The organism is Nocardioides taihuensis (genome assembly GCF_042657275.1).
Classification (GTDB): Bacteria; Actinomycetota; Actinomycetes; order Propionibacteriales; family Nocardioidaceae; genus Nocardioides; species Nocardioides taihuensis.
In genome coordinates this window covers 70,453-92,207 of record NZ_JBHSKD010000030.1, presented here as the reverse complement: position 1 = coordinate 92,207, position 21,755 = coordinate 70,453, and the positions used below count along the sequence as shown (strand labels likewise).

19 protein-coding genes are annotated in these 21,755 nt (G+C 74.0%); 3 read left to right on the top strand and 16 right to left on the bottom strand.

The genetic code is table 11. From position 1 onward, the window contains the following. Positions 1–214: 214 nt before the first annotated feature. The 10 genes from ACFPGP_RS23805 to argC are packed head-to-tail and all read right to left on the bottom strand — an operon-like array spanning position 215 to position 9,847. The gene (locus tag ACFPGP_RS23805; RefSeq protein WP_378594047.1) at positions 215–847 is read right to left on the bottom strand and encodes a DNA-3-methyladenine glycosylase; all 633 of its coding nucleotides are present in this window, start codon (positions 845–847) and stop codon (positions 215–217) included. Continuing rightward, entirely contained in the window at positions 831–2,270 is a 1,440-nt protein-coding gene (gene argH / locus ACFPGP_RS23800; RefSeq protein ID WP_378594046.1) for an argininosuccinate lyase, read from the bottom strand. Before argH ends, ACFPGP_RS23805 begins: the two co-directional genes overlap by 17 nt. Beyond that, positions 2,270–3,703: an argininosuccinate synthase gene (gene argG, locus ACFPGP_RS23795; protein WP_378594045.1), complete on the bottom strand. Its 1,434-nt coding sequence runs from the start codon at positions 3,701–3,703 to the stop codon at positions 2,270–2,272. The genes argH and argG overlap by 1 nt, the downstream gene beginning before the upstream one ends. Beyond that, complete coding sequence (locus ACFPGP_RS23790; protein WP_378594044.1) at positions 3,700–4,236, bottom strand: arginine repressor; 537 nt, start codon at positions 4,234–4,236, stop codon at positions 3,700–3,702. The genes argG and ACFPGP_RS23790 overlap by 4 nt, the downstream gene beginning before the upstream one ends. After that, the gene (argF, locus tag ACFPGP_RS23785) at positions 4,233–5,159 is read right to left on the bottom strand and encodes an ornithine carbamoyltransferase (RefSeq protein ID WP_378594043.1); all 927 of its coding nucleotides are present in this window, start codon (positions 5,157–5,159) and stop codon (positions 4,233–4,235) included. Before argF ends, ACFPGP_RS23790 begins: the two co-directional genes overlap by 4 nt. Further along, positions 5,156–6,352 (bottom strand): acetylornithine transaminase, encoded by a 1,197-nt coding sequence (locus tag ACFPGP_RS23780; RefSeq protein WP_378594042.1) that lies wholly within the window; start codon positions 6,350–6,352, stop codon positions 5,156–5,158. The genes argF and ACFPGP_RS23780 overlap by 4 nt, the downstream gene beginning before the upstream one ends. After that, on the bottom strand, positions 6,349–7,254 hold the full coding sequence (argB, locus tag ACFPGP_RS23775) for an acetylglutamate kinase (protein WP_378594041.1): 906 nt from the start codon (positions 7,252–7,254) through the stop codon (positions 6,349–6,351). Before argB ends, ACFPGP_RS23780 begins: the two co-directional genes overlap by 4 nt. A 15-nt stretch (positions 7,255–7,269) precedes the next feature. Beyond that, positions 7,270–8,421 carry a bifunctional glutamate N-acetyltransferase/amino-acid acetyltransferase ArgJ gene (gene argJ, locus ACFPGP_RS23770; RefSeq protein WP_378594040.1) on the bottom strand — a complete coding sequence of 384 codons (1,152 nt, stop codon included), beginning with the start codon at positions 8,419–8,421 and terminating at the stop codon, positions 7,270–7,272. After that, positions 8,418–8,822: an ACT domain-containing protein gene (locus tag ACFPGP_RS23765; protein ID WP_378594039.1), complete on the bottom strand. Its 405-nt coding sequence runs from the start codon at positions 8,820–8,822 to the stop codon at positions 8,418–8,420. The genes argJ and ACFPGP_RS23765 overlap by 4 nt, the downstream gene beginning before the upstream one ends. Then, positions 8,819–9,847, bottom strand: a complete 1,029-nt coding sequence (gene argC, locus ACFPGP_RS23760) for an N-acetyl-gamma-glutamyl-phosphate reductase (RefSeq protein WP_378594038.1) — start codon at positions 9,845–9,847, stop codon at positions 8,819–8,821. The genes ACFPGP_RS23765 and argC overlap by 4 nt, the downstream gene beginning before the upstream one ends. Positions 9,848–9,939: 92 nt before the next feature. Between argC and ACFPGP_RS23755 the strand changes: the two genes are divergently transcribed. From ACFPGP_RS23755 to ACFPGP_RS23745, 3 genes are read left to right on the top strand one after another with little or no spacing between them, the layout of a single operon-like run. After that, positions 9,940–10,740, top strand: a complete 801-nt coding sequence (locus ACFPGP_RS23755) for a maleylpyruvate isomerase family mycothiol-dependent enzyme (protein WP_378594037.1) — start codon at positions 9,940–9,942, stop codon at positions 10,738–10,740. A gap of 47 nt (positions 10,741–10,787) precedes the next feature. After that, positions 10,788–11,804: an ATP-binding cassette domain-containing protein gene (locus ACFPGP_RS23750; protein ID WP_378594036.1), complete on the top strand. Its 1,017-nt coding sequence runs from the start codon at positions 10,788–10,790 to the stop codon at positions 11,802–11,804. After that, a complete protein-coding gene (locus ACFPGP_RS23745; protein WP_378594035.1) occupies positions 11,801–12,613 on the top strand; it encodes an ABC transporter permease in 813 nt (270 codons plus the stop codon). The genes ACFPGP_RS23750 and ACFPGP_RS23745 overlap by 4 nt, the downstream gene beginning before the upstream one ends. Here the strand turns inward: ACFPGP_RS23745 and ACFPGP_RS23740 are convergent. The 6 genes from ACFPGP_RS23740 to rplT all read right to left on the bottom strand — a co-directional run bounded on the left by ACFPGP_RS23740 (position 12,595) and on the right by rplT (position 21,700). Next, on the bottom strand, positions 12,595–15,735 hold the full coding sequence (locus ACFPGP_RS23740; RefSeq protein ID WP_378594034.1) for an AfsR/SARP family transcriptional regulator: 3,141 nt from the start codon (positions 15,733–15,735) through the stop codon (positions 12,595–12,597). The genes ACFPGP_RS23745 and ACFPGP_RS23740 overlap by 19 nt on opposite strands. Positions 15,736–15,739: 4 nt before the next feature. Next, on the bottom strand, positions 15,740–18,232 hold the full coding sequence (pheT, locus tag ACFPGP_RS23735) for a phenylalanine--tRNA ligase subunit beta (protein ID WP_378594032.1): 2,493 nt from the start codon (positions 18,230–18,232) through the stop codon (positions 15,740–15,742). Between the two features lie 3 nt (positions 18,233–18,235). Next, complete coding sequence (gene pheS, locus ACFPGP_RS23730; RefSeq protein WP_378594031.1) at positions 18,236–19,333, bottom strand: phenylalanine--tRNA ligase subunit alpha; 1,098 nt, start codon at positions 19,331–19,333, stop codon at positions 18,236–18,238. A 112-nt stretch (positions 19,334–19,445) separates the two neighbouring features. Then, positions 19,446–20,507 (bottom strand): sensor histidine kinase, encoded by a 1,062-nt coding sequence (locus tag ACFPGP_RS23725; protein WP_378594030.1) that lies wholly within the window; start codon positions 20,505–20,507, stop codon positions 19,446–19,448. A 9-nt stretch (positions 20,508–20,516) separates the two neighbouring features. Next, positions 20,517–21,311, bottom strand: coding sequence for a TrmH family RNA methyltransferase (locus tag ACFPGP_RS23720; RefSeq protein WP_378594052.1), 795 nt, complete (start codon positions 21,309–21,311; stop codon positions 20,517–20,519). Then, the gene (rplT, locus tag ACFPGP_RS23715) at positions 21,308–21,700 is read right to left on the bottom strand and encodes a 50S ribosomal protein L20 (protein ID WP_378594029.1); all 393 of its coding nucleotides are present in this window, start codon (positions 21,698–21,700) and stop codon (positions 21,308–21,310) included. Before rplT ends, ACFPGP_RS23720 begins: the two co-directional genes overlap by 4 nt. Positions 21,701–21,755 lie beyond the last annotated feature (55 nt).

The following is a 21,755-nucleotide window of genomic DNA, read 5'->3' as shown; positions in this document are numbered from 1 at the left end:
GGACGGGATACAAACTAATCCGTCGATCTATCGACACACTGTTGAGTTCTCAAACATCAGACGCGCACCGACACAGACCCTCTCGGGCCGGCGTTGGGGCAACCTGCAGAAACTTACCCGGTCGGTCTCGCACCGTCAACTCGGGCGGCGCGGCCTCACCGTGCCACGCCGAGCCGCTCCCACCGGGAGCCGCTCCCCGCGGCAAGAGACAACATTACCCCTGGCCCGGGGACTCCTCAAATCGGGGGTCGGTACGGACGTGGCGAGACTTGGCAGGGCGGTAGGGGGAGACCGTGGTCTCCCCCGTCACCCAGAACCGCCAGGGCCGGTCGGGGGCGCCCCGCAGCCCGACCCGGGGGCCGGTCGAGACCCGCTCCGGGGCCTGGTCGGCCAGGGTCACCGTCACCGGTCCGGACACGAGGTCGGCACCGTCGTGGGTGCGGTCGACGCCGAGGGCGGAGCACAGTCGCGCCGGCCCGCGGGCGAGGTCGCGGTCGCGCGGTGTCCCCCGGCGCTCCCGGGCCAGGGCGAGCCCGTCGACGACCTCCCCGGCCCGCAGCAGCACCGCCGACGCGCGCCCCTCGGGGCCGCAGACGACGTTGGCGCAGAAGTGCATCCCGTAGGTGAAGTACACGTAGAGGTGCCCGGGCGGGCCGAACATGACGCCGTTGCGGGCGGTCTCGCCCCGGTAGGCGTGGGAGCCGGGGTCGTTCGCTCCGTCGTAGGCCTCGACCTCGGTCAGCCGCACAGCGACGTCGCCGTGCCGCACCACCGCTCCGAGCAGCCGCGGCGCGACCTCGAGGACCGGCCCCGCCAGCACGGCGCGCAGGTCAGCCGAGCCGCTCACGGTGTGCCGCCGCGACTGCCGCGACCTCGTCGAGCTGCTCGCGGACCCGCCGCGGTGCGGTGCCGCCGCGCCCGTCGCGGGAGGCGACGGAACCGGTCACGGTGAGGACCTCGCGCACGGCGGGCGTCAGGTGCGGCGAGATCTCGGCGAACTGCTCGTCGGTCAGCTCGTCGAGCTCGACGCCGAGCTCCTCGCAGCGGCGTACGCAGGCGCCGGCGACCTCGTGGGCGACGCGGAACGGCACCCCCTCGCGGACCAGCCACTCGGCCACGTCGGTGGCCAGCGAGTAGCCCTGCGGCGCGAGCTCGGCGAGACGGGCACGGTCGAAGCGGAGCGTGGCCACCATCCCGGTCACCGCCGGCAGCAGGACCTCGAGGGTGTCGACGGAGTCGAAGACCGGCTCCTTGTCCTCCTGGAGGTCGCGGTTGTAGGCGAGCGGCAGCGCCTTGAGCGTGGCGAGCAGTCCGCTGAGGTTCCCGACCAGGCGACCGGCCTTGCCGCGGGCGAGCTCGGCGATGTCGGGGTTCTTCTTCTGCGGCATGATGCTCGACCCTGTCGACCAGGCGTCGTCGAGGGTGACGAAGCCGAACTCACGGGTGGCCCAGAGGATGACTTCCTCTGCGAGGCGGCTGACGTCGATGCCGACCTGGGCGGCGACGTAGGCGAGCTCGGCGACGAAGTCGCGGGACGCGGTGCCGTCGATCGAGTTGGCACTGGAGCCGGTGAAGCCGAGCTCGGCGGCCACCGCCTCCGGGTCGAGGCTGAGGCTCTGGCCGGCCAGCGCGCCCGAGCCGTACGGCGAGTCCCCGGCGACCCGGGCGTCCCAGTCACGGAGCCGCTCGACGTCGCGCAGCAGCGGCCACACGTGGGCGAGCAGGTGGTGGGACAGCAGCACCGGCTGGGCGTGCTGAAGGTGGGTCCGGCCGGGCATCACCGTGGGCTCGGGGTCGAGGTGCGCGCGCGCCTGGCCGAGCAGCGCGTCGACGAGGTCGAGCACGCAGCCGGCGACGACCCGGGCGTGGTCGCGCAGGAACACCTTGAACAGCGTCGCGATCTGGTCGTTGCGGGAGCGTCCGGCACGCAACCGGCCGCCGACCTCGGGGCCGACCTCGAGCAGCAGCAGCCGCTCGAGGGCGCCGTGCACGTCCTCGTCGGAGGGCTCGGGGTGGAGGTCGCCGGCGGCGTACCGCTCCCCCAGCACGTCGAGGCCGCGTTCGAGCTCGGCGAGGTCGGTGTCGGAGAGCAGGCCGGCGCGGTGGAGCGCGTGCGCGTGGGCGCGCGACCCCGCCAGGTCGTAGGGCGTGAGCCGCCAGTCGAAGTGGGTCGAGCACGAGAGCGCCTCGAGCTCCGGGGACGGGCCGCCGGCGAAGCGGCCGCCCCAGAGCTTGCCCTCGTTGGTGCCGTGCTGTCCGGGCTGCTGCATCAGTCGGTCCCGGACTCCATCGCGGCGTGGTCGAGCGCCAGGTCCCCGGCGTCGCCCTCGGCCTCCGGGTTGCGGGCGATCCGGTCGTAGCCGCCCGACTCGATCTCGCCGAAGAGCGTGCCGTTCTCGACCAGCACCGTGCCCTGGTCGAGCGGCTGCCCGGCGTACACCTCGAGCTTGTCGCGCGAGTCGGCGATGTCGAGGTTGCGCAGCGTGAGCTGCCCGATCCGGTCGAGCGGGCCGAACGCGGCGTTCTCGGTGCGCTCCATCGAGAGCTTGTCGGGGTGGTAGGAGAAGTGGCGGCCCTCGGTGCGCAGGATCGTGTAGTCCTCGCCGCGGCGCAGCCGCAGGGTCACCTCACCGGTGACGAGCGAGGCGATCCAGCGCTGGATCGACTCCCTGATCATCAGCGCCTGGGGGTCGAGCCAGCGCCCCTCGTAGAGCAGCCGGCCGAGGCGTCGGCCCTGCGCGTGGTAGCCCTCGATCGTGTCCTCGTTGTGCACGGCGTTGAGCAGGCGCTCGTAGGCGATCCAGAGCAGCGCGATCCCCGGCGCCTCGTAGACGCCGCGCGACTTGGCCTCGATGATGCGGTTCTCGATCTGGTCGGACATGCCGAGCCCGTGCCGCCCGCCGACGGTGTTGGCCTCGTGCACGAGGGCGACCGGGTCGTCGAACCGCACGCCGTTGATCGACACCGGGCGGCCCTGCTCGAAGCCGACCACGACGTCCTCGGTGGCGATCTCGACCGACGGCTCCCAGAACTTCACGCCCATGATCGGCTCGATGGTCTCCAGCGAGACGTCGAGGTGCTCGAGGGTCTTGGCCTCGTGGGTGGCGCCCCAGATGTTCGCGTCGGTGGAGTAGGCCTTCTCCTGGCTGTCGCGGTAGGGCAGGTCGTGGTCGGTGAGCCACTGGCTCATCTCGTGGCGGCCGCCGAGCTCGTGGACGAATGCGGCGTCGAGCCAGGGCTTGTAGATGCGCAGGTCGGGGTTGGCGAGCAGGCCGTAGCGGTAGAAGCGCTCGATGTCGTTGCCCTTGAACGTCGAGCCGTCGCCCCAGATGTCGACGCCGTCCTCGTGCATGGCGCGGACGAGCAGCGTGCCGGTGACTGCGCGGCCCAGGGGCGTGGTGTTGAAGTAGACGCGACCGCCGGAGCGGATGTGGAAGGCGCCGCACGCGATCGCGGCGAAGCCCTCCTCGACCAGCTGGCGACGGCAGTCGACCGCGCGGGACAGCTCGGCGCCGTACTGCATGGCCCGGCCGGGCACGCCGGCGATGTCGGGCTCGTCGTACTGGCCCAGGTCGGCGGTGTAGGTGCAGGGCACGGCGCCCTTGTCGCGCATCCAGGCGACGGCGACGGACGTGTCGAGGCCCCCCGAGAACGCGATGCCGACGCGCTCGCCGACGGGGAGGGAGGTCAGAACCTTGCTCACGGGGTGCGGTCCTTCTGCTCGGAGTGGGCGTTGGCCAGGGTCAGGAAGTGGCGGGCGAGGGCGTCGCCGCCACGGGGCTGCCGGCCGATGACCAGGACGGTGTCGTCCCCGGCGATGGTGCCGAGGACGTCGGGGAGCTCGGCCTTGTCGAAGGCGCTGGCGAGGAACTGCGCGGCGCCCGGCGGGGTCCGGAGGACCACCAGGTTGGCGCTCGCCTCGGCGCTCACCAGCAGCTCGCCGCACAGGCGCGCCAGGCGCTGGGAGCCCGCGGCGGTCTCGCCGGGCGCCCGGGGTCGTCGGTCGCCACCCTCGGCCGGCACGGCGTACACCAGCGCGCCGGAGGACGCCCGCACCTTGACCGCGTCGAGCTCGACGAGGTCGCGCGACAGCGTCGCCTGGGTGACGTGCAGGCCGCTGTCGGCCAGCAGGTCGGCCAGCTCGGTCTGCGAGCGCACCTCGTGGTGCGACACCAGCTCCACGATCAGCTGGTGCCGCGCGTTCTTCGTCGCCGGGCGGAGTGCGTGCGGGCTCACGGGCCGTCCTCCAGCAGGAAGGCCAGCACGGCCTTCTGGGCGTGGCGACGGTTCTCGGCCTCGTCCCACACGACGCTCTGGGGGCCGTCGATGACCGAGGCGTCGACCTCCTTGCCGCGGTACGCCGGGAGGCAGTGCAGGAACACGGCGCCGGGGTCGGCCTTCGCCATCAGCTCGGCGGTGACCTGCCAGGGACCGAAGAGCTCGACGCGCGCCTGCGCCTCCTCCTCCTTGCCCATCGACACCCAGGTGTCGGTGACGACGACGTCCGCGCCGGCCACGGCCGCCTCGGGGTCGGGCTCGAGGACCGCGGAGCCGCCGGTGCCCTCGGCGATGCGGGCGGCCTCGTCGACCATCGAGCTGTCGGGCTCGAAGCCGACCGGCGCGCTCACCCGGACGTGCATGCCGGCGGTCGCGCCGGCCAGCAGCCACGAGTTGCCCATGTTGCAGGCCCCGTCGCCGAGGAACGCGACGACCAGCCCGCCCAGCGCGCCCTTGTGCTCGCGCACGGTCAGCAGGTCGGCGAGCAGCTGGCAGGGGTGGAAGTCGTCGGTGAGGGCGTTGACGACCGGGACGCCGGCGTACGTCGCCATCTCGTCGATGCGCGACTGCGCGTAGGTGCGCCAGACGACGACCGAGGCCTGGCGCCCGAGCACCCGGGCCACGTCGGCGACCGACTCGCGCACGCCGATACCGGCCAGCTTGCCGTCGACGAGCATCGGGTGGCCTCCGAGCTCGGCGATGCCCGCGGCGAACGACGCCTGGGTGCGCAGGGTCGGCTTGTCGAAGATCATCGCGACCGTGCGCGGGCCGGCCAGCGGCTTCGCGTCGTACGGCGCGGCCTTGAGCGTGGCGGCCAGGTCGAGGACCCGGCGCTGCTCCTCGGGGCTCAGGTCGTCGTCGCGGAGGAAGTGACGGGTCATGGGGTGGCTCCGATCGTCTCGTCGAGGATGCCGGGCCAGGCCGCCAGGAAGGCATCGGCGTCATCCTGATCGAGCACCAGCGGTGGCGCGAGCCGCAACGCGGTGGGCGTCGGGTTGTTCACGATGAAGCCACGCGCCAGCGCGGCGGCCGCGACCTCGGCGGAGTCGCCGCCGGCGAGCTCCACGCCGAGCCAGAGCCCCTCGCCGCGGACCTCGGTGACCCGCGGGTCGGCCGCCAGGCCGGACCGCAGGCGCTCCCCCAGCCGGGTCGCGTGCGCGAGCAGCCCGTCCCGCTCGATCGTGCCGATGACAGCGAGGGCGGCCGCGCAGGCGACCGGGTTGCCCCCGAACGTCGTGCCGTGGTGGCCGGGCTGCAGCAGGTCGCCCGCGGCGCCGAGGCCGATGCAGGCGCCGACCGGGATGCCGCCGGCGAGCCCCTTGGCCACGGTGACGACGTCGGGGGTGACGCCCTGGCCGTGGTGCGCGAACCAGCGGCCCGTGCGCCCGATGCCCGACTGCACCTCGTCGAGCCAGAGCAGGGCCCCGTGGCGGGTCGCCACGTCGCGAGCGGCCGCCAGGTAGCCCGGGGGCGGCACGACGACGCCGGCCTCGCCCTGGACCGGCTCGAGCAGCACGGCCGCGGTCGCGTCGGTCACGGCCGCGGCGAGCGCGTCGGCGTCGCCGAAGGGGACGAAGGTGACCACGCCGGGCAGTGGCTCGAACGGCGTTCGGTAGGCCTCCTTGGACGTCAGCGCCAACGCCCCCATGGTGCGGCCGTGGAAGCCCCCCTCGGCCGCGACCACGTGGGTGCGGCCGGTACGCCGGGTGAGCTTGAACGCCGTCTCGTTGGCCTCGGTGCCGGAGTTGGTGAAGAAGACCTTGCCGGTGGTCTCCACGGGGTCCACCGACGGGTCGCGCACGAGGCGCAGGAGGGTCTCGGCGAGCTCGACCTGCGGGCCGGAGGCGAAGAAGTTGGAGATGTGGCCGAGCGTGCCGAGCTGCGTGGTCACCGCCTCGACCAGCGCGGGGTGCGCGTGGCCGAGCGCGTTGACGGCGATGCCGCCGAGGAGGTCGACGTACTCGCGGCCCGCGTCGTCCCAGACGTGCGCCCCCTCGCCGCGGGTGAGCACCAGCTTCGGCGGGCCGAAGGTGTTCATCAGCGACACGGCGTACCGCTCCTGCAGCGTGGTCACGACTCGTAGGCCTTCCGCAGCCTGGTCTCGACGCCGGGCAGCACCTGGGTGCCGACGCCCTCGTCGGTGAACAGCTCGAGGAGGACGGCGTGCGGCTCGCGGCCGTCCACGACGGTCGCCCGGGGCACGCCGCCGGTGACGGCCTTGAGGCAGGCCTCCATCTTGGGCACCATCCCCGACGCGAGGCTCGGCAGCAGCTCCGCCAGCGACTCGGGGCTGATCTCCTGGATGACGTCGTCGCTGTCGGGCCAGTCGCGGTAGAGGCCCTCGACGTCGGTGAGCACGAGGAGCTTCTCCGCGCCCAGCGCGATCGCGAGCGCGGCGGCCGCGGTGTCGGCGTTGACGTTGTGCACCACACCCTGCTCGTCGGGCGCGACGCTGGAGATGACCGGGATCCGGCCGGCGCCGATCAGGTCGAGCACCGCCTCGGGCCGGACCTTCGCGACCTCCCCGACCAGCCCGAGGTCGACCTCCTCGCCGTCCACGACGGTGTTGGTGGGGGTCGCGGTGAAGAGCCCCGCGTCCTCCCCCGACAGGCCGACGGCCAGCGGGCCGTGCTCGTTGATGAGCCCGACCAGCTCGCGCTGCACCTGGCCCACCAGGACCATCCGCACGACGTCCATCGCCTCGGGAGTGGTGACACGCAGGCCACCGCGGAACTCCGACTCGATGCCGAGGCGCGCGAGCATGGCTGAGATCTGCGGCCCGCCGCCGTGCACGACGACCGGGTGGAAGCCGGCGAAGCGGAGGAAGGCGATGTCCTCGGCGAAGGCCCGCTTGAGGTCGTCGTCGGTCATCGCGTTGCCGCCGTACTTCACCACCACGGTGCGGCCGTGGTAGCGCTTGAGCCAGGTGAGCGCGCCGGCGAGCGTGCGGGCCTTGGCGGGGTCGGGTCGGTTCATCGTGGGAGGGGCTCCTCAGGAGGAGTAGGCGCTGTTCTCGTGGACGTAGGCGTGAGTCAGGTCGTTGGTCCAGACGGTGGCCCGCTCGTCGCCGGCCTTGAGGTCGACGGTGACCGTGACCTCGCGTCCGGAGAGGTCGACGCCGGCGGGGTCCTCGTCGGGCGTGGAGCGCCGGCAGACCCACACGCCGTTCATCGCGACGTCGAGGTCGGCCGGGTCGAAGGCCGCCGACGTGGTGCCGATGCTGGCCAGGACCCGGCCCCAGTTGGGGTCCTTGCCGAAGACCGCGGCCTTGAACAGGTTGCTGCGCGCGATGCTGCGGCCGACCTCGACGGCGTCGTCCTCGCTCGCGGCGTTGAGCACGGTGATCGCGATCTCGTGGTCCGCGCCCTCCGCGTCCTGGAGCAGCTGCACGGCGAGGTCGGTGCAGGCCTGCGTCAGCGCCTCCGTGAAGTCCTCGAGCGGCGGGGTGATGCCGGAGGCGCCGCTGGCGAGCACGGTCACCGTGTCGTTGGTGGACATGCAGCCGTCGGAGTCGAGCCGGTCGAAGCTCACCCGGGTCGCCGCGCGCAGCGCGGTGTCGAGGTCGGCGGCGGGGACCACGGCGTCGGTGGTGAGGACGACGAGCATCGTGGCGAGCTGCGGGGCGAGCATGCCCGCTCCCTTGGCCATGCCGCCGATGCTCCAGCCCGCGCCCTCGACCACGACCTGCTTGCTGACGGAGTCGGTGGTCATGATCGCCGCGGCCGCGTCGGGGCCACCGTCGGCCGCGAGCGCGGCGTGGGCGGCGTCGACGCCCGCGAGGAGGTCGGCGCGGTCGTTCTGGAGCCCGATCAGGCCGGTGCTGCACACGACGACGTCGATCGCGCCGATCCCGAGGTGCTCGGCCACCCGCTCGGCGGTCGCGTGCGTGGTCTGGAAGCCCTCGGGCCCGGTGTAGCAGTTGGCGCCGCCGGAGTTGAGCACCACCGCGCGGACGGTGCCGTCCCTGACCACCTCACGGCTCCAGAGCACGGGGTTGGCCTGGCAGCGGTTGCTGGTGAACACCGAGGCGGAGTCGTGGGTCGGGCCGTCGTTGACGACGAGCGCGACGTCGCGCGCGCCGGTGGACTTCAGCCCCGCGGCGACGCCGGCGGCCCGGAAGCCCCGGGGGGCGGTGACGCTCACGTCGTGCGCCCCGGGGTGGCGGGGACGGCGGCCTCGACCTCGTGACCTGCCTCGCGCCAGACCTCGGCCGCCCGGTCGGCGGCGTCCACGGGGACGAGGATCCAGTCGGTGTCGAACGTCGAGAGCGTGAAGACGCTGATCTCGGCCTCGGCGAGGGGCGCCAGCAGGGTGCTGAGCACGCCGGTGAGCGCGAAGTCGAGCGGACCCTCCACCTCGAACGCCGTGAACGGCTTCTGCGCCCGCGCCTTGCCCGGCACGTTGCGGGCGGCACAGACGACCGAGGTCTCGGTCGCGGTCGCCGTGACCGAGAAGATCGACGACGACTCGGCCCACGACGGCACCTCGCTGCCGGGACCGAGGCGGACCACGGCGAGGGTCTCGGGGTAGCGGTTGAGCTTCACGGGGCGACTCCCACGGTGGTCAGGCCCAGGGTCTCGTCGAGGCCGAGGGCGAGGTTCATGGACTGCACGGCGGCACCGGCGGTGCCCTTGGCCAGGTTGTCGACGGCGCCGACCGCGACCAGGCGGCCGGCCGCCGCGTCGACGGTGACCTGGAGGTGCACCGCGTTCGACCCGGTGACCGACTGGGTCTGGGGCCACTGGCCCTCGGGCAGCAGGTGCACGAAGGGCTCGTCGTCGTAGGCCTTCTGGTACGCCGCGCGGGCGTCGGCCGCACCCACCTCACCCGCGAGGGGGGCCGAGCAGGTGGCGAGGATCCCCCGCGACATCGGCACCAGCACGGGCGTGAAGCTCACACCGACCGGGGCCCCGGCCACCCGTGTGAGGTTCTGCACGATCTCGGGGGTGTGCCGGTGCACGCCGCCCACGCCGTAGGCGCTGGCGTTGCCCAAGACCTCGGACCCGAGCAGGTGCGGCTTGGCGGCCTTGCCGGCACCGCTGGTGCCGGACGCCGCGACCACGACCACGTCGGGCGCGACCAGCCCGGCGGCCAGCGCCGGCACCAGGGCCAGGCTCGAGACGGTCGGGTAGCAGCCGGGGACGGCGACCCGGGTGGCGCCCGCCAGCCGGGCGCGCTGGCCCGGCAGCTCCGGGAGGCCGTAGGGCCAGGCCCCGTGGTGGTCACCGCCGTAGAAGGCCTCCCACGCCGCGGGGTCCTCCAACCGGTGGTCCGCGCCGCAGTCGACGACCACGACGTCGCCGCCGAGGGCGGCGGCGAGCGCCCCGCTCTGCCCGTGCGGCAGGGCCAGGAAGACCACGTCATGCCCGGCCAGCGCCTCGGCGGTCGTCGGCTCGAGCACGCGGTCGGCGAGCGGCAGGAGGTGCGGCTGCAGGCCCCCCAGCCGCTCGCCCGCATTCGAGTGGCCGGTGAGGGTACCGATCTCCACCTGCGGGTGGCCGAGCAGCAGCCGGAGCAGCTCTCCCCCGGCGTAGCCGCTGGCCCCGGCCACCGCGATCCGCGTCGTCATGACGCATGACCATACATGTCAATGCATGGACATGTGAAACCAGTCCGAAAGCCGGATGCAGGCCGTCCGCAGGGGCGTCTAGGTTCGGTCCCATGACACCGCTGCTCTCCCCGGCGAGCTACCTCGACCACCTGCGCCGTGAGTCCGCCCGCTTCCGCGACGTGCTGGCAGGGTGCGACCCCGCTGCGCGCGTGCCCGGGTGCCCCGAGTGGGACGCCGCCGACCTGCTGTGGCACCTCGCGGAGGTGCAGTGGTTCTGGGGGACCACCGTCCGCACCCGGCCGGCCGACGCCGACGAGGACGCCGAGGGCCCCGACCGTCCGGCGACCCACGACGGCCTGCTCGCGGCGTACGACGAGTGGTCGGCCGCCCTGGCCGAGGAGCTCGCCGGCGCCGACCCGGGCGACGCGTGCTGGACCTGGTCGCAGGACCACACGGTCGCCTTCGTGCTGCGCCGGCAGGCCCACGAGGCGATGGTCCACCGGCTCGACGCCGAGCAGGCGGCGGGCGCGGTGACCCCGCTGCCCGCCGACCTCGCGGCGGACGGCGTGCTCGAGTGCCTCGACGTGATGTTCGGCGGCGAGCCGTCGTGGGGCTCGTTCACCCCCGGCGACCAGCACGTGCGCATCGACTGCACCGACACGGGCGACTCCGTCTGGGTGGTGCTCGGACGGTTCGCCGGCACCGACCCGCGCGACGGCCAGGTCTACGACGACGTGGACGTGCACGCCGTGCCCGACCCCGGCACCGACCCCGCCGTGGTGGTCAGCGGTCCGGCAGCCGCGCTGGTGACCTGGCTCTGGCGGCGCGGCGACGACGCCGAGGTCACGGTCAGCGGCGACCCGGCGACCTACGGCGCCTTCCGCAGCGCGGTGAACCACCCGATCAACTGAAACCCGGCTGAAGGCGGCGTGAAACCGCCCGCGTCCATGCTGCTCCCATGACACGTTCCACGCCCGCCACCGGGCCCGGCGAGCTCGCCGTCGCCGCCGAGGGCCTCGTCAAGACCTTCGGGACCCAGCGTGCCGTCGACGGCATCGACCTCGAGGTGCACCGGGGCGAGGTCTTCGGGGTGCTCGGCCCCAACGGCGCCGGCAAGACCACGATGCTCAAGATGCTGGCGACCCTTCTGCCCATGGACGGCGGCGAGGCCTGCATCTTCGGCACCGACGTCCGCGCCGAGCCGCACGCCGTGCGGCGGCTCGTCGGCGTGACCGGGCAGTACGCCTCGGTCGACGAGAACCTCACCGGCTACGAGAACCTCTGGCTGTTCGGCCGCCTGCTGGGACTGCGTGCCCCCGAGGCCCGCCGCACGGCGTACGAGCTGCTGGAGCGGTTCGGGCTCGAGGACGCCGCCGACAAGCACATCTCGCAGTTCTCCGGCGGGATGCGCCGGCGGCTCGACCTCGCGTCCAGCCTGATCTCCCGGCCGCCGCTGATCTTCCTCGACGAGCCGACCACCGGGCTCGACCCGCGCACCCGCGGCCAGATGTGGGAGACCATCCGCGACCTGGTGCGCGACGGGTCGACGGTGCTGCTGACCACGCAGTACCTCGACGAGGCCGACCAGCTCGCCGGGCGGATCGCGGTGATCGACCGCGGGCGCAAGGTCGCCGAGGGCACGCCGGACGAGCTGAAGACCTCGGTCGGCAGCTCGACCCTCCACCTGCGCCTCAGCGACCCGGCGGACACCCGTCGCGCCGCTGACGTCGTGCGGCGCGTGCTGGTCGAGGAGCCGGTGCCGACGCCGGAGTCCGGGGGCCTCACCGTCGCCCTCACCGACGCGAACGCCGCCGCCGAGGTGCTGATCGCACTGCGCCAGGCGGGGCTGTCGATCTCGTCGGCCTCGGTGCAGAAGCCGACGCTCGACGAGGTCTTCCTGGCGCTCACCGGCCACGGCACCGACGACGAGCCCGCACCCGCCGACACCGGCCTCACCCTGGAGATGACCCGATGAGCACCCTCGTTGCCGACCGCAGCGTGCCGACGGTGTCGCCGCGCCCGACGCTCGCCGAGACCGCCGACCAGACCGTGACCATGGCCTGGCGGGCGCTGAAGAAGATGCGCCGCAACCCCGAGCAGTGGTTCGACGTGACGCTCCAGCCGCTGCTGTTCACGGCGATGTTCGCCTACATCTTCGGCGGCGCGATCTCGGGCAGCGTGGAGTCCTACCTGCCGATCCTGATCACCGGCATCCTCGGCCAGACCGCCCTCACGGCCTGCATGGCCACCGGCATCCAGCTGCGCGACGACATGGACAAGGGGGTCTTCGACCGGTTCAAGTCGCTGCCGATCGCCCGGATCGCACCCCTGGCCGGGCCCGCGCTGGCGGACCTCGTGCGCTACGCGACCGCTGCCACCCTCACGCTGCTCACCGGGCTGGCGATGGGCTACCGCCCGGGCGGCGGCGTCGCCGGGGTGCTCGGCGGCCTGGCGATCACGGTCGTCGCCGGCTGGTCGCTGGCCTGGATCTTCACCTGGCTCGGCACCGTCGCCCGCAGCGCCCAGGCGGTGCAGGGCATCTCGATGATGATCATGTTCCCGCTGACGTTCCTCTCCAACGCGTTCGTGCCGGTGGAGACGCTGCCGGGCTGGCTGGGGGCCTTCGTCAAGGTGAACCCCGTCTCGCTCGTGATCACCGCTGTGCGCGACCTGATGAACGAGGGCGAGCTGACCGTGCACGTGCTCTGGGCGCTGGTGGGATGCGCGCTCGTCGTCGCGGTCTTCGCGCCGCTGGCGGTGCGCTCCTACGCCCGGAAGATGTAGCCGGCGGCCTGCCGCTCGGCGACGCCCCGGGCCTCCGGCAGGAGGTCCGGGGCGCGGCGCGTCGACAGCTCGTCACGGAGCCGGTCGAGCAGCCCGGGCGCGGCGTCCTGCGCGGCCTGCTCGGTCAGCCCCGGCGCGAGCGTGGGCACGTAGCGGGGGTAGGCGAACCGCTCGGCGAGCGCCAGCAGGAGCACGGCGTCCTCGGGCGGGCAGGTGCCGCGCAGCACGCCCCAGGCGCCGAGCGCGTGCAGCGCGAGCCCGGCCACCGGGTAGTCGAGGTGCGGGACGCCGGGGTCGAGCAGGCGCGGCAGCTTGGCGGACAGGCTCTCCTGCAGGTCGCGGCCGGCGTCGTCGGTGCCGTGCACGGCGTACGCCGTGGCCCCGGAGCCCTCGGCGAACACGATCCACGGCTCGAGCCCGCTCTGCAGCCCGAGGCCCGGGAAGTGCAGGTCGCCCAGCTCGCGCACCGCCTGCCGGTAGAGCACCAGCCCCTCCTCCACCCGGTGGCGGGCCAGCGCCAGCTCGGCCCGGGCGATCGTGTGCTCGAACGCGCCGGCGAACGCGGTCCGCTGCTCCTGCAGCCTCCCCATCTCCTCGACGTAGCGCTCGGCGACGTCGAGGTCACCGCGGGTCATCGCCGTCAGGGCGAGGAGCGACCGGGTCTGGATGCTGTCGTCGTTGGCCTCGAGCGCGTCGAGCACCGGGAGCGCGGCGAGTGCGTGCCGCCGGGACTCCTCGATCCGCCCGAGCTGGGCGTGCAGGACGGCCAGCTCGGTGTTGAGCACGGCCCCCATCCAAGGCCCGTCCTCCGGCCGGGTGAGCTCGAGGGCGCGGGTGGCGTCGAGCACCGCCGCCTCGGCGTCGCCGACGTTCTCGCGGTGGTGGGAGGCCCACATGAGCGCCTGCACCGCCGCCAGCCGGTCCGAACCGCTACCGATCTCGGAGAGCCGCTCGATCGTGCGGGCGGCGTCGCCGGGGTCCTGGCTGTCGAGCACCGCGACCGCGGCCCGGATGCGGGGGTCGGTGGCCGCCGGGCCGTGCTCGGCCATCAGGGCCGCGGCCACGCGCGCCTCGCCGAGCCCGCCGACCCAGGTGTTCATCACCAGCACCGAGGCGGCCTCGACCGCGGCGTCGACCTCCTCCGGTCCGGGCTCCCACCCGGCCAGGGCGTCCTCGACCGCGCCGGCCAGCGCGATCACGCGGGGGTTCTCACCCTTGACGGTCCAGAAGCCGCCCAGCGCAGCCACCAGCACGCAGATGGTCGCGCCGTCGCGGCGGGCCATCGCCTCGCGCAGGCAGTCGGCGAGGTTGTTCTCCTCCGCCAGCAGGCCCTGCACCGCGGCAACCTGCCCGGCCGACCAGAGCTGCTGCCCCAGGTCGCGCGCCAACCCGGTGGCCCAGGCGACCTGGGCGTCGCGCGCGGCGGTGTCCTCGCCGGCACCCACCAGCTGCATCCGGCCGAACTCGCGGACGGTCTCGAGCATCCGGTAGCGCACCCCGACGGACGCGTCGACCACCGTGAGGAGCGACTGGTCGACGAGGTGCTCGACCTCGGCGAGCGGGTCGTGCCCGACCACGGCCGCCGCGCCGGCGAGCGTGAAGCCGTCGTGGAAGACCGAGAACCACCGCAGCGCGCGGCGCTCGGGCTCCGAGAGGAGGTTCCACGACCAGTCGATGACCGCCAGCAGGGTCTGGTGGCGGTCGGGCGCGCTGCGGTCGCCCCCGCGCAGCAGGGCGAACCGGTCGTCGAGCCGGCGGTGGACGTCGTCGACGGACATCACCCGCACCTTGGCGGCGGCCAGCTCGATGGCCAGCGGGAGCCCGTCGAGGCGTTGCACGAGCCGGCGCACCACCTCGTCGTCGAGGCGTACGTCGGGGCGCGCGGCGCGGGCGCGCTCGCCGAAGAGCCGCACCGCGTCGTCGTCCGCGAGCTGGTCGAGCAGGTAGACCCGCTCGGCGGCGATGGCCAGCGGCGCCCGGGTCGTGGTCACGACCCGGAGCCGGGGCGCGGAGGCCACGAGGAACGCCACCAGGTCGGCCACCGCCTCCACGACGTGCTCGCAGTTGTCGAGGATCAGCAGCGTCGGCGCGGTGTCGAGCGCCTGGGCGATCCGGGCGCGGACGTCGCGCCGCTGGTCGGGCGTCAGCACCCGCCGACCGGCGACCGAGTCGCGCACGCCGAGCGACGAGCCGACCTCGTCGACCACGTCGTCGCCGGCCGCGACGCCGACGAGCTCGACGAAGTGCACCACCGGCTGCTCGGCCTCGTGGCCGAGCACGTGGGCCAGCCGCGTCTTGCCGAGGCCGCCGGCCCCCACGATCGAGGTGACCCGCGACTGCCGCACCAGTGCCCGCAGCGCTCGGAGGTCCGCGTCACGCCCGACGAGGGTCGAGGCGTCGTGCAGCAGTCCCGAGCGCACCGGGCGGTCGGCCGCCAGCAGCTCGGCGTGCACCGCCTGGAGCGCCGGCCCCGGGTCGACCCCGAGCCGGTCGCGGAGCACGGTGCGGTGCCGCTCGTAGCGCAGCAGGGCGGCCGGAGCGCCCCGGACCGCGGTCTCGCTGCGCAGCAGGCAGGCCAGGGTGGCGTCGTCGACCACCGCGTCGTCCGCGGCCTCGAGCAGCGGCAGCGCCTCGGCGTGCTCGCCGAGGGTGCTCAGCGACCGCCCCAGCACCAGCGACAGCCGGTCGCGGGCGCCGGCGGCCCGGGCGCGCAGGTCGGCGAGCGGGGGTGGGCCGTCAGGAGCCGGGGAAGGGAGCGCCAGGCCCTCGCGGGCGGCGTCGCGGGCCCCGACCCCCTCGCCGGCGGCCTCGGCCCGCACAGCGCGTCGTACGGCCTCGAGGAGGAGCAGGACGTCGACCTCGTCGGCAGGGAGCCCGAGGCGGTAGCCGACTCCCGCGCGCTCGACGACAGCGGGAGCCGTCTGCGCCCGGGCCCGGGAGACCACGACCTGCAGCGCCTTGGCCGGGTTGGCAGGTGGCTCGTCACCCCAGACGGCGTCGACGAGGCGCTCCTCGGGGACCGGTCGTCCCTCGGCCGCGACCAGGGCGGCGAGCAGCGCGTGGCTGCGCCCTCCCGGGAGCGGCGTGTCGTCCCAGGCCACCCGGTCGAGCAGCCGCAGCACCGGGCTACGACCGCTGCACTGCGCCGGTGACCTCCGCCGCGCGGGCCACGGCGGCGTCGCGCGCCGCGCCCGTCTCGGCCTCGGTGAGCGTGCGGTCGGGAGCCCGGAACCGCAGACGGAAGGCGAGGGACTTCTTGCCGGCGCCGACCTGCTCCCCGGTGTAGACGTCGAAGAGCCGGATCGACTCCAGCAGCCCGCCGGCGCCCTCGCGCAGCGCCGCCTCGACGGCGGCCGCGGTCACGGAGGCGTCGACGACGAGCGCGACGTCCTCCTTGGCGACGGGGAACGTCGAGAAGTCGGGTCCGGGACGGACGTCGACGGCGTGCCGCAGCAGCACGTCGAGGTCGATCTCGACCGCCGCCGCCCGCTGGGGCAGCCCGAACGCCCGGCAGACGCGGGGGTGCAGCTCGCCCGCGTGGCCGAGCTCCTCCCCCGCCGCTCCCGCGACCGAGACGAGCGCGCAGCGCCCGGGGTGCCACGGCGCGCGGGTGGTGGCCGCGACCTGCACCTCCACGCCGAGCTCGTCGGCGAGACGGCGCACGATGCCGATCGCGTCGGCCCAGCCGGCCTCGCGACCCTCGCCCCACCAGCCACCGCGCTCGCGCTCGCCGGCGAGCACCACCGCGAGGTGGAGGGGCTGCTCGGGGATGGCGGCCAGCAGCTTGGCCAGCTCGTCGTCGCTCGGCCGCCAGTCCACGCCGTAGATCGGGGCCGGTCCGCGGTCGACCGGAAAGGCGACGGTCCCGGTCTCGAACAGCGACACCCCGTCGACCCCACGACCGAGGTTGCGCGCGGCCTGGCGGAACAGGCCCGGCAGCAGCGTGGTGGTGTACGACGGCTCCTCGGCCGAGAGCGGGTTGGCCAGGCGCACCGCGTGGCGGCGGGCGTCGTCGCCCGGCAGCTCGAGCGCGTCGAACGCGGCGTCGCCCACGAACGGGAAGCTCACCACCTCGACACAGCCGGCACCGGCGAGCGTGCGGCCCACCCGGCGGCGCAGGCGCTGCTCACGGGTCAGGCCGCGCCCGGGGGGCGCCGGCGGCAGCACCGAGGGCACCTCGGAGTAGCCGACGATCCGGGCGACCTCCTCGACGAGGTCGAAGGGGTCGGTCAGGTCGGGACGCCACGGCGGCACCGTGGCGGTGATGACGTCGCCCTCCTTGTGCACCGTGCAGCCGATCTCCCCGAGGTCGACCACGGCGGTCAGGGGGTCGATGTCGATGCCGGTGATCCGCGCCGGCAGATCGGCGGGCATGTCGATCGTGACCGGCTCGGGTGGCCTGCCGACCACGGTCACGCCCGGCTCGATGGTGCCGCCGCCGTGCGCGGCGAGCAGCTCGGCCACCCGGTCCGCGGCCGCCCCGCAGATCGTCGGGTCGACGCCGCGCTCGTTGCGCTTGCCAGCCTCCGAGGTGAGCCGGTGCCGCTTGCCGGTGCGGAACATCGCGACGGCGTCCCAGTGCGCCGACTCGATGACCACCCCGGTGGTGGTCGCGGACATCTCGGTCGTCTCGCCGCCCATCACACCGCCGAGCCCGATGATGCCGGAGTCGTCGGTGACGACGAGGTCCTCGGGCGACAGCTCGCGGTCGACGCCGTCGAGGGTGGTCAGCCGCTCGCCCTCACGGGCGCGGCGTACGCGGATCGTGCCCTGGAGCTTGTCGGCGTCGTAGCCGTGGATCGGCCGGCCGAGCTCGAGCATCACGTAGTTGGTGACGTCGACGGCGAGCGAGATCGGGCGCATGCCGGCCTGGGTGATCCTGCGGGCCATCCAGTCCGGCGTCGACGCCGCCGGGTCCAGGCCGCTCACCGTGCGAGCCACGAACACGGGGCACCCGGCGGGGTCCTCCACCTCCACGGGGTAGCCGTCGGCGTTCGCCGAGGGGGTCGCCCGCCACGCGGGGTCGCGGTAGGGCGCGTCGTACGCCAGGGCCGCCTCGCGGGCGATGCCGCGCAGCGACAGGGCGTAGGCCCGGTCGGGGTTGATCTCGAACTCGATGACCTCCTCGTCGAGGCCGAGCACCGGGCGGGCGTCGTCGCCGGGCTCACCGGCGTCGGAGGGCAGCACGATGATGCCGTCGTGGTCCTCGCCGAGGTCGAGCTCGCGGGCCGAGCAGATCATGCCGGCGGAGACGTGGCCGTAGGTCTTGCGCGCCGAGATCTCGAAGCCGCCGGGCAGCACGCCGCCGGGCAGCACGACCACGACGAGGTCGCCGGGCGCGAAGTTGTGGGCGCCGCAGACGATGCCCTGCGGGTCGCCCGAGCCGTTGGCGTCGCCGACGTCGACGGTGCACCAGTTGATGGTCTTGCCGTTCTTCTGCGGCTCGGACTCCATCGTCAGCACGCGGCCGACCACCAGCGGGCCGGAGATCTCGGCGCCGGAGCGGTGGATCGCCTCCAGCTTGAGGCCGAGGTCGGTGAGCCGGTGGGCCAGCTGCTCGGTCGTCACCTCGTCGGGGAGGTCGACGAGCTCGCGGATCCAGGACACGGGTGCGCGCACGGTTCAGAGCTCCGTTCCGAAGGCGCTGGAGAACCGGACGTCCCCCTCGAAGAGCGCGCGGAGGTCCTCCACGCCGTGGCGGAACATCAGGGTGCGGTCGATGCCCATCCCGAAGGCGAAGCCGGTGAACCGCTCCGTGTAGACGCCGCAGGCGACGAGCACGCGCGGGTTGACGATGCCGCAGCCGCCCCACTCGATCCACCCCTCGCCGCGACAGGTGCGGCAGGCTTCGGAGTCGACACCCCGGCAGACGAAGCAGACCAGGTCGACCTCGGCGCTGGGCTCGGTGAAGGGGAAGTACGACGGGCGGAAGCGCGTGGTGATGCCCTCGCCGAACATCGCGGTGGCGAAGTGGTCGAGCGTGCCCTTGAGGTGGGCCATGGTGATGCCCTCGTCGACGACGAGGCCCTCCACCTGGTGGAACACGGGGCTGTGGGTGGCGTCGTACTCGTCGGTGCGGAAGACCCGGCCCGGGCACACGACGTAGATCGGCGGCGTGCGGGTGAGCATGGTGCGGGCCTGCACCGGCGAGGTGTGCGTGCGCAGCACCAGGCCGTGGTCGGCCGGCTCGGTCCAGAACGTGTCCTGCATGGTGCGCGCCGGGTGGTCGGGGCCGAGGTTGAGCGCGTCGAAGTTGAGCCACTCGGCCTCGAGCACCGGACCCTCGGCGACCTCCCAGCCCATCGCCACGAAGATGTCCGCGATCAGCTCGGAGCCCGTGGTCACCGGGTGCCGTGACCCGGCGGGCACGCGGTCGGTGGGCAGCGTGACGTCGACGGTCTCCTCGACCAGCATCCGCTCCTCGCGCTCGGCCTCGAGCACGACCTGCCGCTCGGCGAGCGCCTGGTTGACGGCGCCCCGCGCCTGGCCGACGCGCTGACCGGCCTCCTTGCGCGCCTGGGGCGGCAGGGCACCGATCTCGCGGTTGGCGAGCGCGAGGGGCGACCGGTCGCCCGCGTGGGCGATCCGCACCTCCTTGAGCGCGGCCAGGTCGGGGGCTCCCGCGATCGCGGAGAGGGCGGCGTCGCGGGCGGCGGCGACCTCCTCTGCCTGGAGCGGGGTGACCTCGACGGGGTCGTAATCGGTGTTGGGGCCCGACATGGCGCCTTCCGCGGCTGGTGGTGACGACGGTGGGACAGGTGGTGCGCAGGTGGTGGGACCCGGCAAGTCTAGGGACGGGCCGAGCAGGGCGGCGACCGGGTTTGCCCGCCGGTCAGGGGCCCAGCGGCCGGGGGCCCTCCGTGGGCCAGGTGGTCTCGACGCGGGCCCCGCCGTCCGCGCTGTCCGCGATGGTGACCACGCCCCCGTGCGCCTTGACCAGCCCGTTGACCAGGTAGAGGCCGAGCCCGGAGCCACCGCGCACGCCGCTGCGCCAGAACTTCGTGAACACGCGGCGCCGCATCTCGGGCGCGATGCCCGACCCCTCGTCCTCGACGACGACGCGCACGCCGGTGCCGTCGGCCAGGGCCTCGGTGGTGACCGTGACGGTCCCCTCGCCGTGGCGCACACCGTTCTCGACCAGGTTGGTGACGACCTGGGTGAACTTGTCGGGGTCGACGGTGACGGCCGGCAGGTCCGGCGTCGCCACGAGCACGATCGGGCGCGCCGTGCCGGCTCGCACCGACTCCACCACGCGGGTCACGAGCAGGGTCAGGTCGCAGGCCCGGGGGTAGAGCGACAGCCGCCCGGTGTCGAGACGCGCCACGTCGAGCAGCTCCGCGATCAGCCGGCTGAGCCGCTCGGAGTCGGCGTGCACCGTGGTGAGCATCAGCTTCTTCTGGTCGTCGTTGAGCCGGTCCCAGCGGTTGAGCATCGCCTGGACGAAGCCCTTGACGCCGGTGAGCGGCGAGCGCAGCTCGTGGGCCACCGTGGCGACGAGGTCGGAGCGCTCGCGGTCGAGCCGCGCGCGACCACGGCCCGAGCGCAGGCCGATGCCCACACCGAGCAGCGGCCCGAGCGGCTGGCCCCGCACCAGGCGGGCCGTCACCAGCACCTCGCTGCCGTCGGGGAGCAGCCAGCTCTGCTCCGGGACGCCGGTGCGGATGTTGATCGACTCGAACGGGCGGTTGGCCTCCAGCCAGGTGCGGCCGTTGGTGTCCTGGAGCCGCAGCACGTCGGCCAGGGGGCGCCCCAGCGCGTCGTCGACGACGACCTGGAGCATCCGCGCCGCGGTGGCGTTGAGGACGGTCACCTTCCCGGTGACATCGGCCCCGACGGCGCCGTCGGGGTAGGCGTCTGCGAAGAACTGCAGGCTGCTCGGCTGCGACTGCGGCACGTCGGCACTCTAGGACACGCGCTGGGCGCGGGCCGAGGCGTAGAGGCAGACCGCGGCGGCGGTCGCGAGGTTGAGGCTCTCGGCGCGGCCGCGGATCGGGATCCGCACCCGGTGGTCGGCGGACGCGGCGAGGTCGGCGGGCAGGCCGTGCGCCTCGTTCCCGAGGAGCCACGCGGTCGGCCGGGCGAGCAGGTCGTCGGCGGCGAACAGGTCGACCTCGCCGTCGCCGTCCGCGGCCAGGACCTGCAGCCCCGCGCCCCGGGCCGCCGCGACGGCCGCGTCCGGGTCGGGCGCGAGGGCGACCGGGAGGTGGAACAGGCTGCCGACCGTGGCGCGCACGGTCTTGGGGTTGTAGGCGTCGACGCTGCTGCCCGCCAGCACCACGGCGTCGGCACCGGCGGCGTCCGCGGTGCGCAGCACCGTGCCGGCGTTGCCGGGGTCGCGCACGTCGGCGCAGACCGCGACGAGGCGCGGCGTACCCGACAAGGCCTCCTCGAGCGGTACGTCGAGGTGCCGGCACACGGCCACGACCCCGGCCGGCGTCACGCTGTCGCTCAGCGAGGCGAGCGCCCGGTCGTCGACGAGGGTCCACACCGGCGCACCGTCGACCAGGCCGGCGTGCTGCTCGGTGGCCTGCGGCGTCGCGAAAACCTCGACGACGCACCCCGGGAGCGCGAGGGCCTCGGCGACGGCCTTCGGGCCGTCGGCAAGGAAGAGCCGCCGCTCGGTGCGGACCGAGCGGCGGCTGAGCTTCCGGGTGTCCTTGACGCGAGCGTTGCCCGCGACGAGGGGGGTGCCGGTCAGGCGGAGGCCTCGGCCTTCGGCGCGTTGACGTCGTCGGGGAGCGCGGCCTTGGCGGTCTCGACGAGCGTGTTGAACGCCGCGATGTCGTTGACGGCCAGGTCGGCGAGGATCTTGCGGTCGACCTCGACACCGGCGAGGTTCAGGCCCTGGATGAACCGGTTGTAGGTCATGCCCTGGGCGCGGGCCGCGGCGTTGATCCGCTGGATCCACAGGCGGCGGAAGTTGCCCTTGTTCTTGCGGCGGTCGTTGTAGCTGTAGACCAGGGAGTGGGTGACCTGCTCCTTGGCCTTGCGGTACAGGCGCGAGCGCTGCCCGCGGTAGCCGCTGGCGCGCTCGAGGGTGACCCGGCGCTTCTTCTGGGCGTTCACTGCCCGCTTGACGCGTGCCATGTCTGTGGTGCTCCTTGCTCAGTCTGGGTTCGGGGGATGTGGTGGCCGGGCGCGA

Bases quoted from the DNA above. Each gene is read 5' to 3' on its own strand.
- argH (WP_378594046.1), bottom strand. From the start codon at position 2,270: ATGCAGCAGCCCGGACAGCACGGCACCAACGAGGGCAAGCTCTGGGGC.
- argF (WP_378594043.1), bottom strand. From the start codon at position 5,159: ATGACCCGTCACTTCCTCCGCGACGACGACCTGAGCCCCGAGGAGCAG.
- argB (WP_378594041.1), bottom strand. From the start codon at position 7,254: ATGAACCGACCCGACCCCGCCAAGGCCCGCACGCTCGCCGGCGCGCTC.
- argC (WP_378594038.1), bottom strand. From the start codon at position 9,847: ATGACGACGCGGATCGCGGTGGCCGGGGCCAGCGGCTACGCCGGGGGA.
- ACFPGP_RS23755 (WP_378594037.1), top strand. From the start codon at position 9,940: ATGACACCGCTGCTCTCCCCGGCGAGCTACCTCGACCACCTGCGCCGT.
- ACFPGP_RS23750 (WP_378594036.1), top strand. From the start codon at position 10,788: ATGACACGTTCCACGCCCGCCACCGGGCCCGGCGAGCTCGCCGTCGCC.
- ACFPGP_RS23745 (WP_378594035.1), top strand. From the start codon at position 11,801: ATGAGCACCCTCGTTGCCGACCGCAGCGTGCCGACGGTGTCGCCGCGC.
- pheS (WP_378594031.1), bottom strand. From the start codon at position 19,333: ATGTCGGGCCCCAACACCGATTACGACCCCGTCGAGGTCACCCCGCTC.
- rplT (WP_378594029.1), bottom strand. From the start codon at position 21,700: ATGGCACGCGTCAAGCGGGCAGTGAACGCCCAGAAGAAGCGCCGGGTC.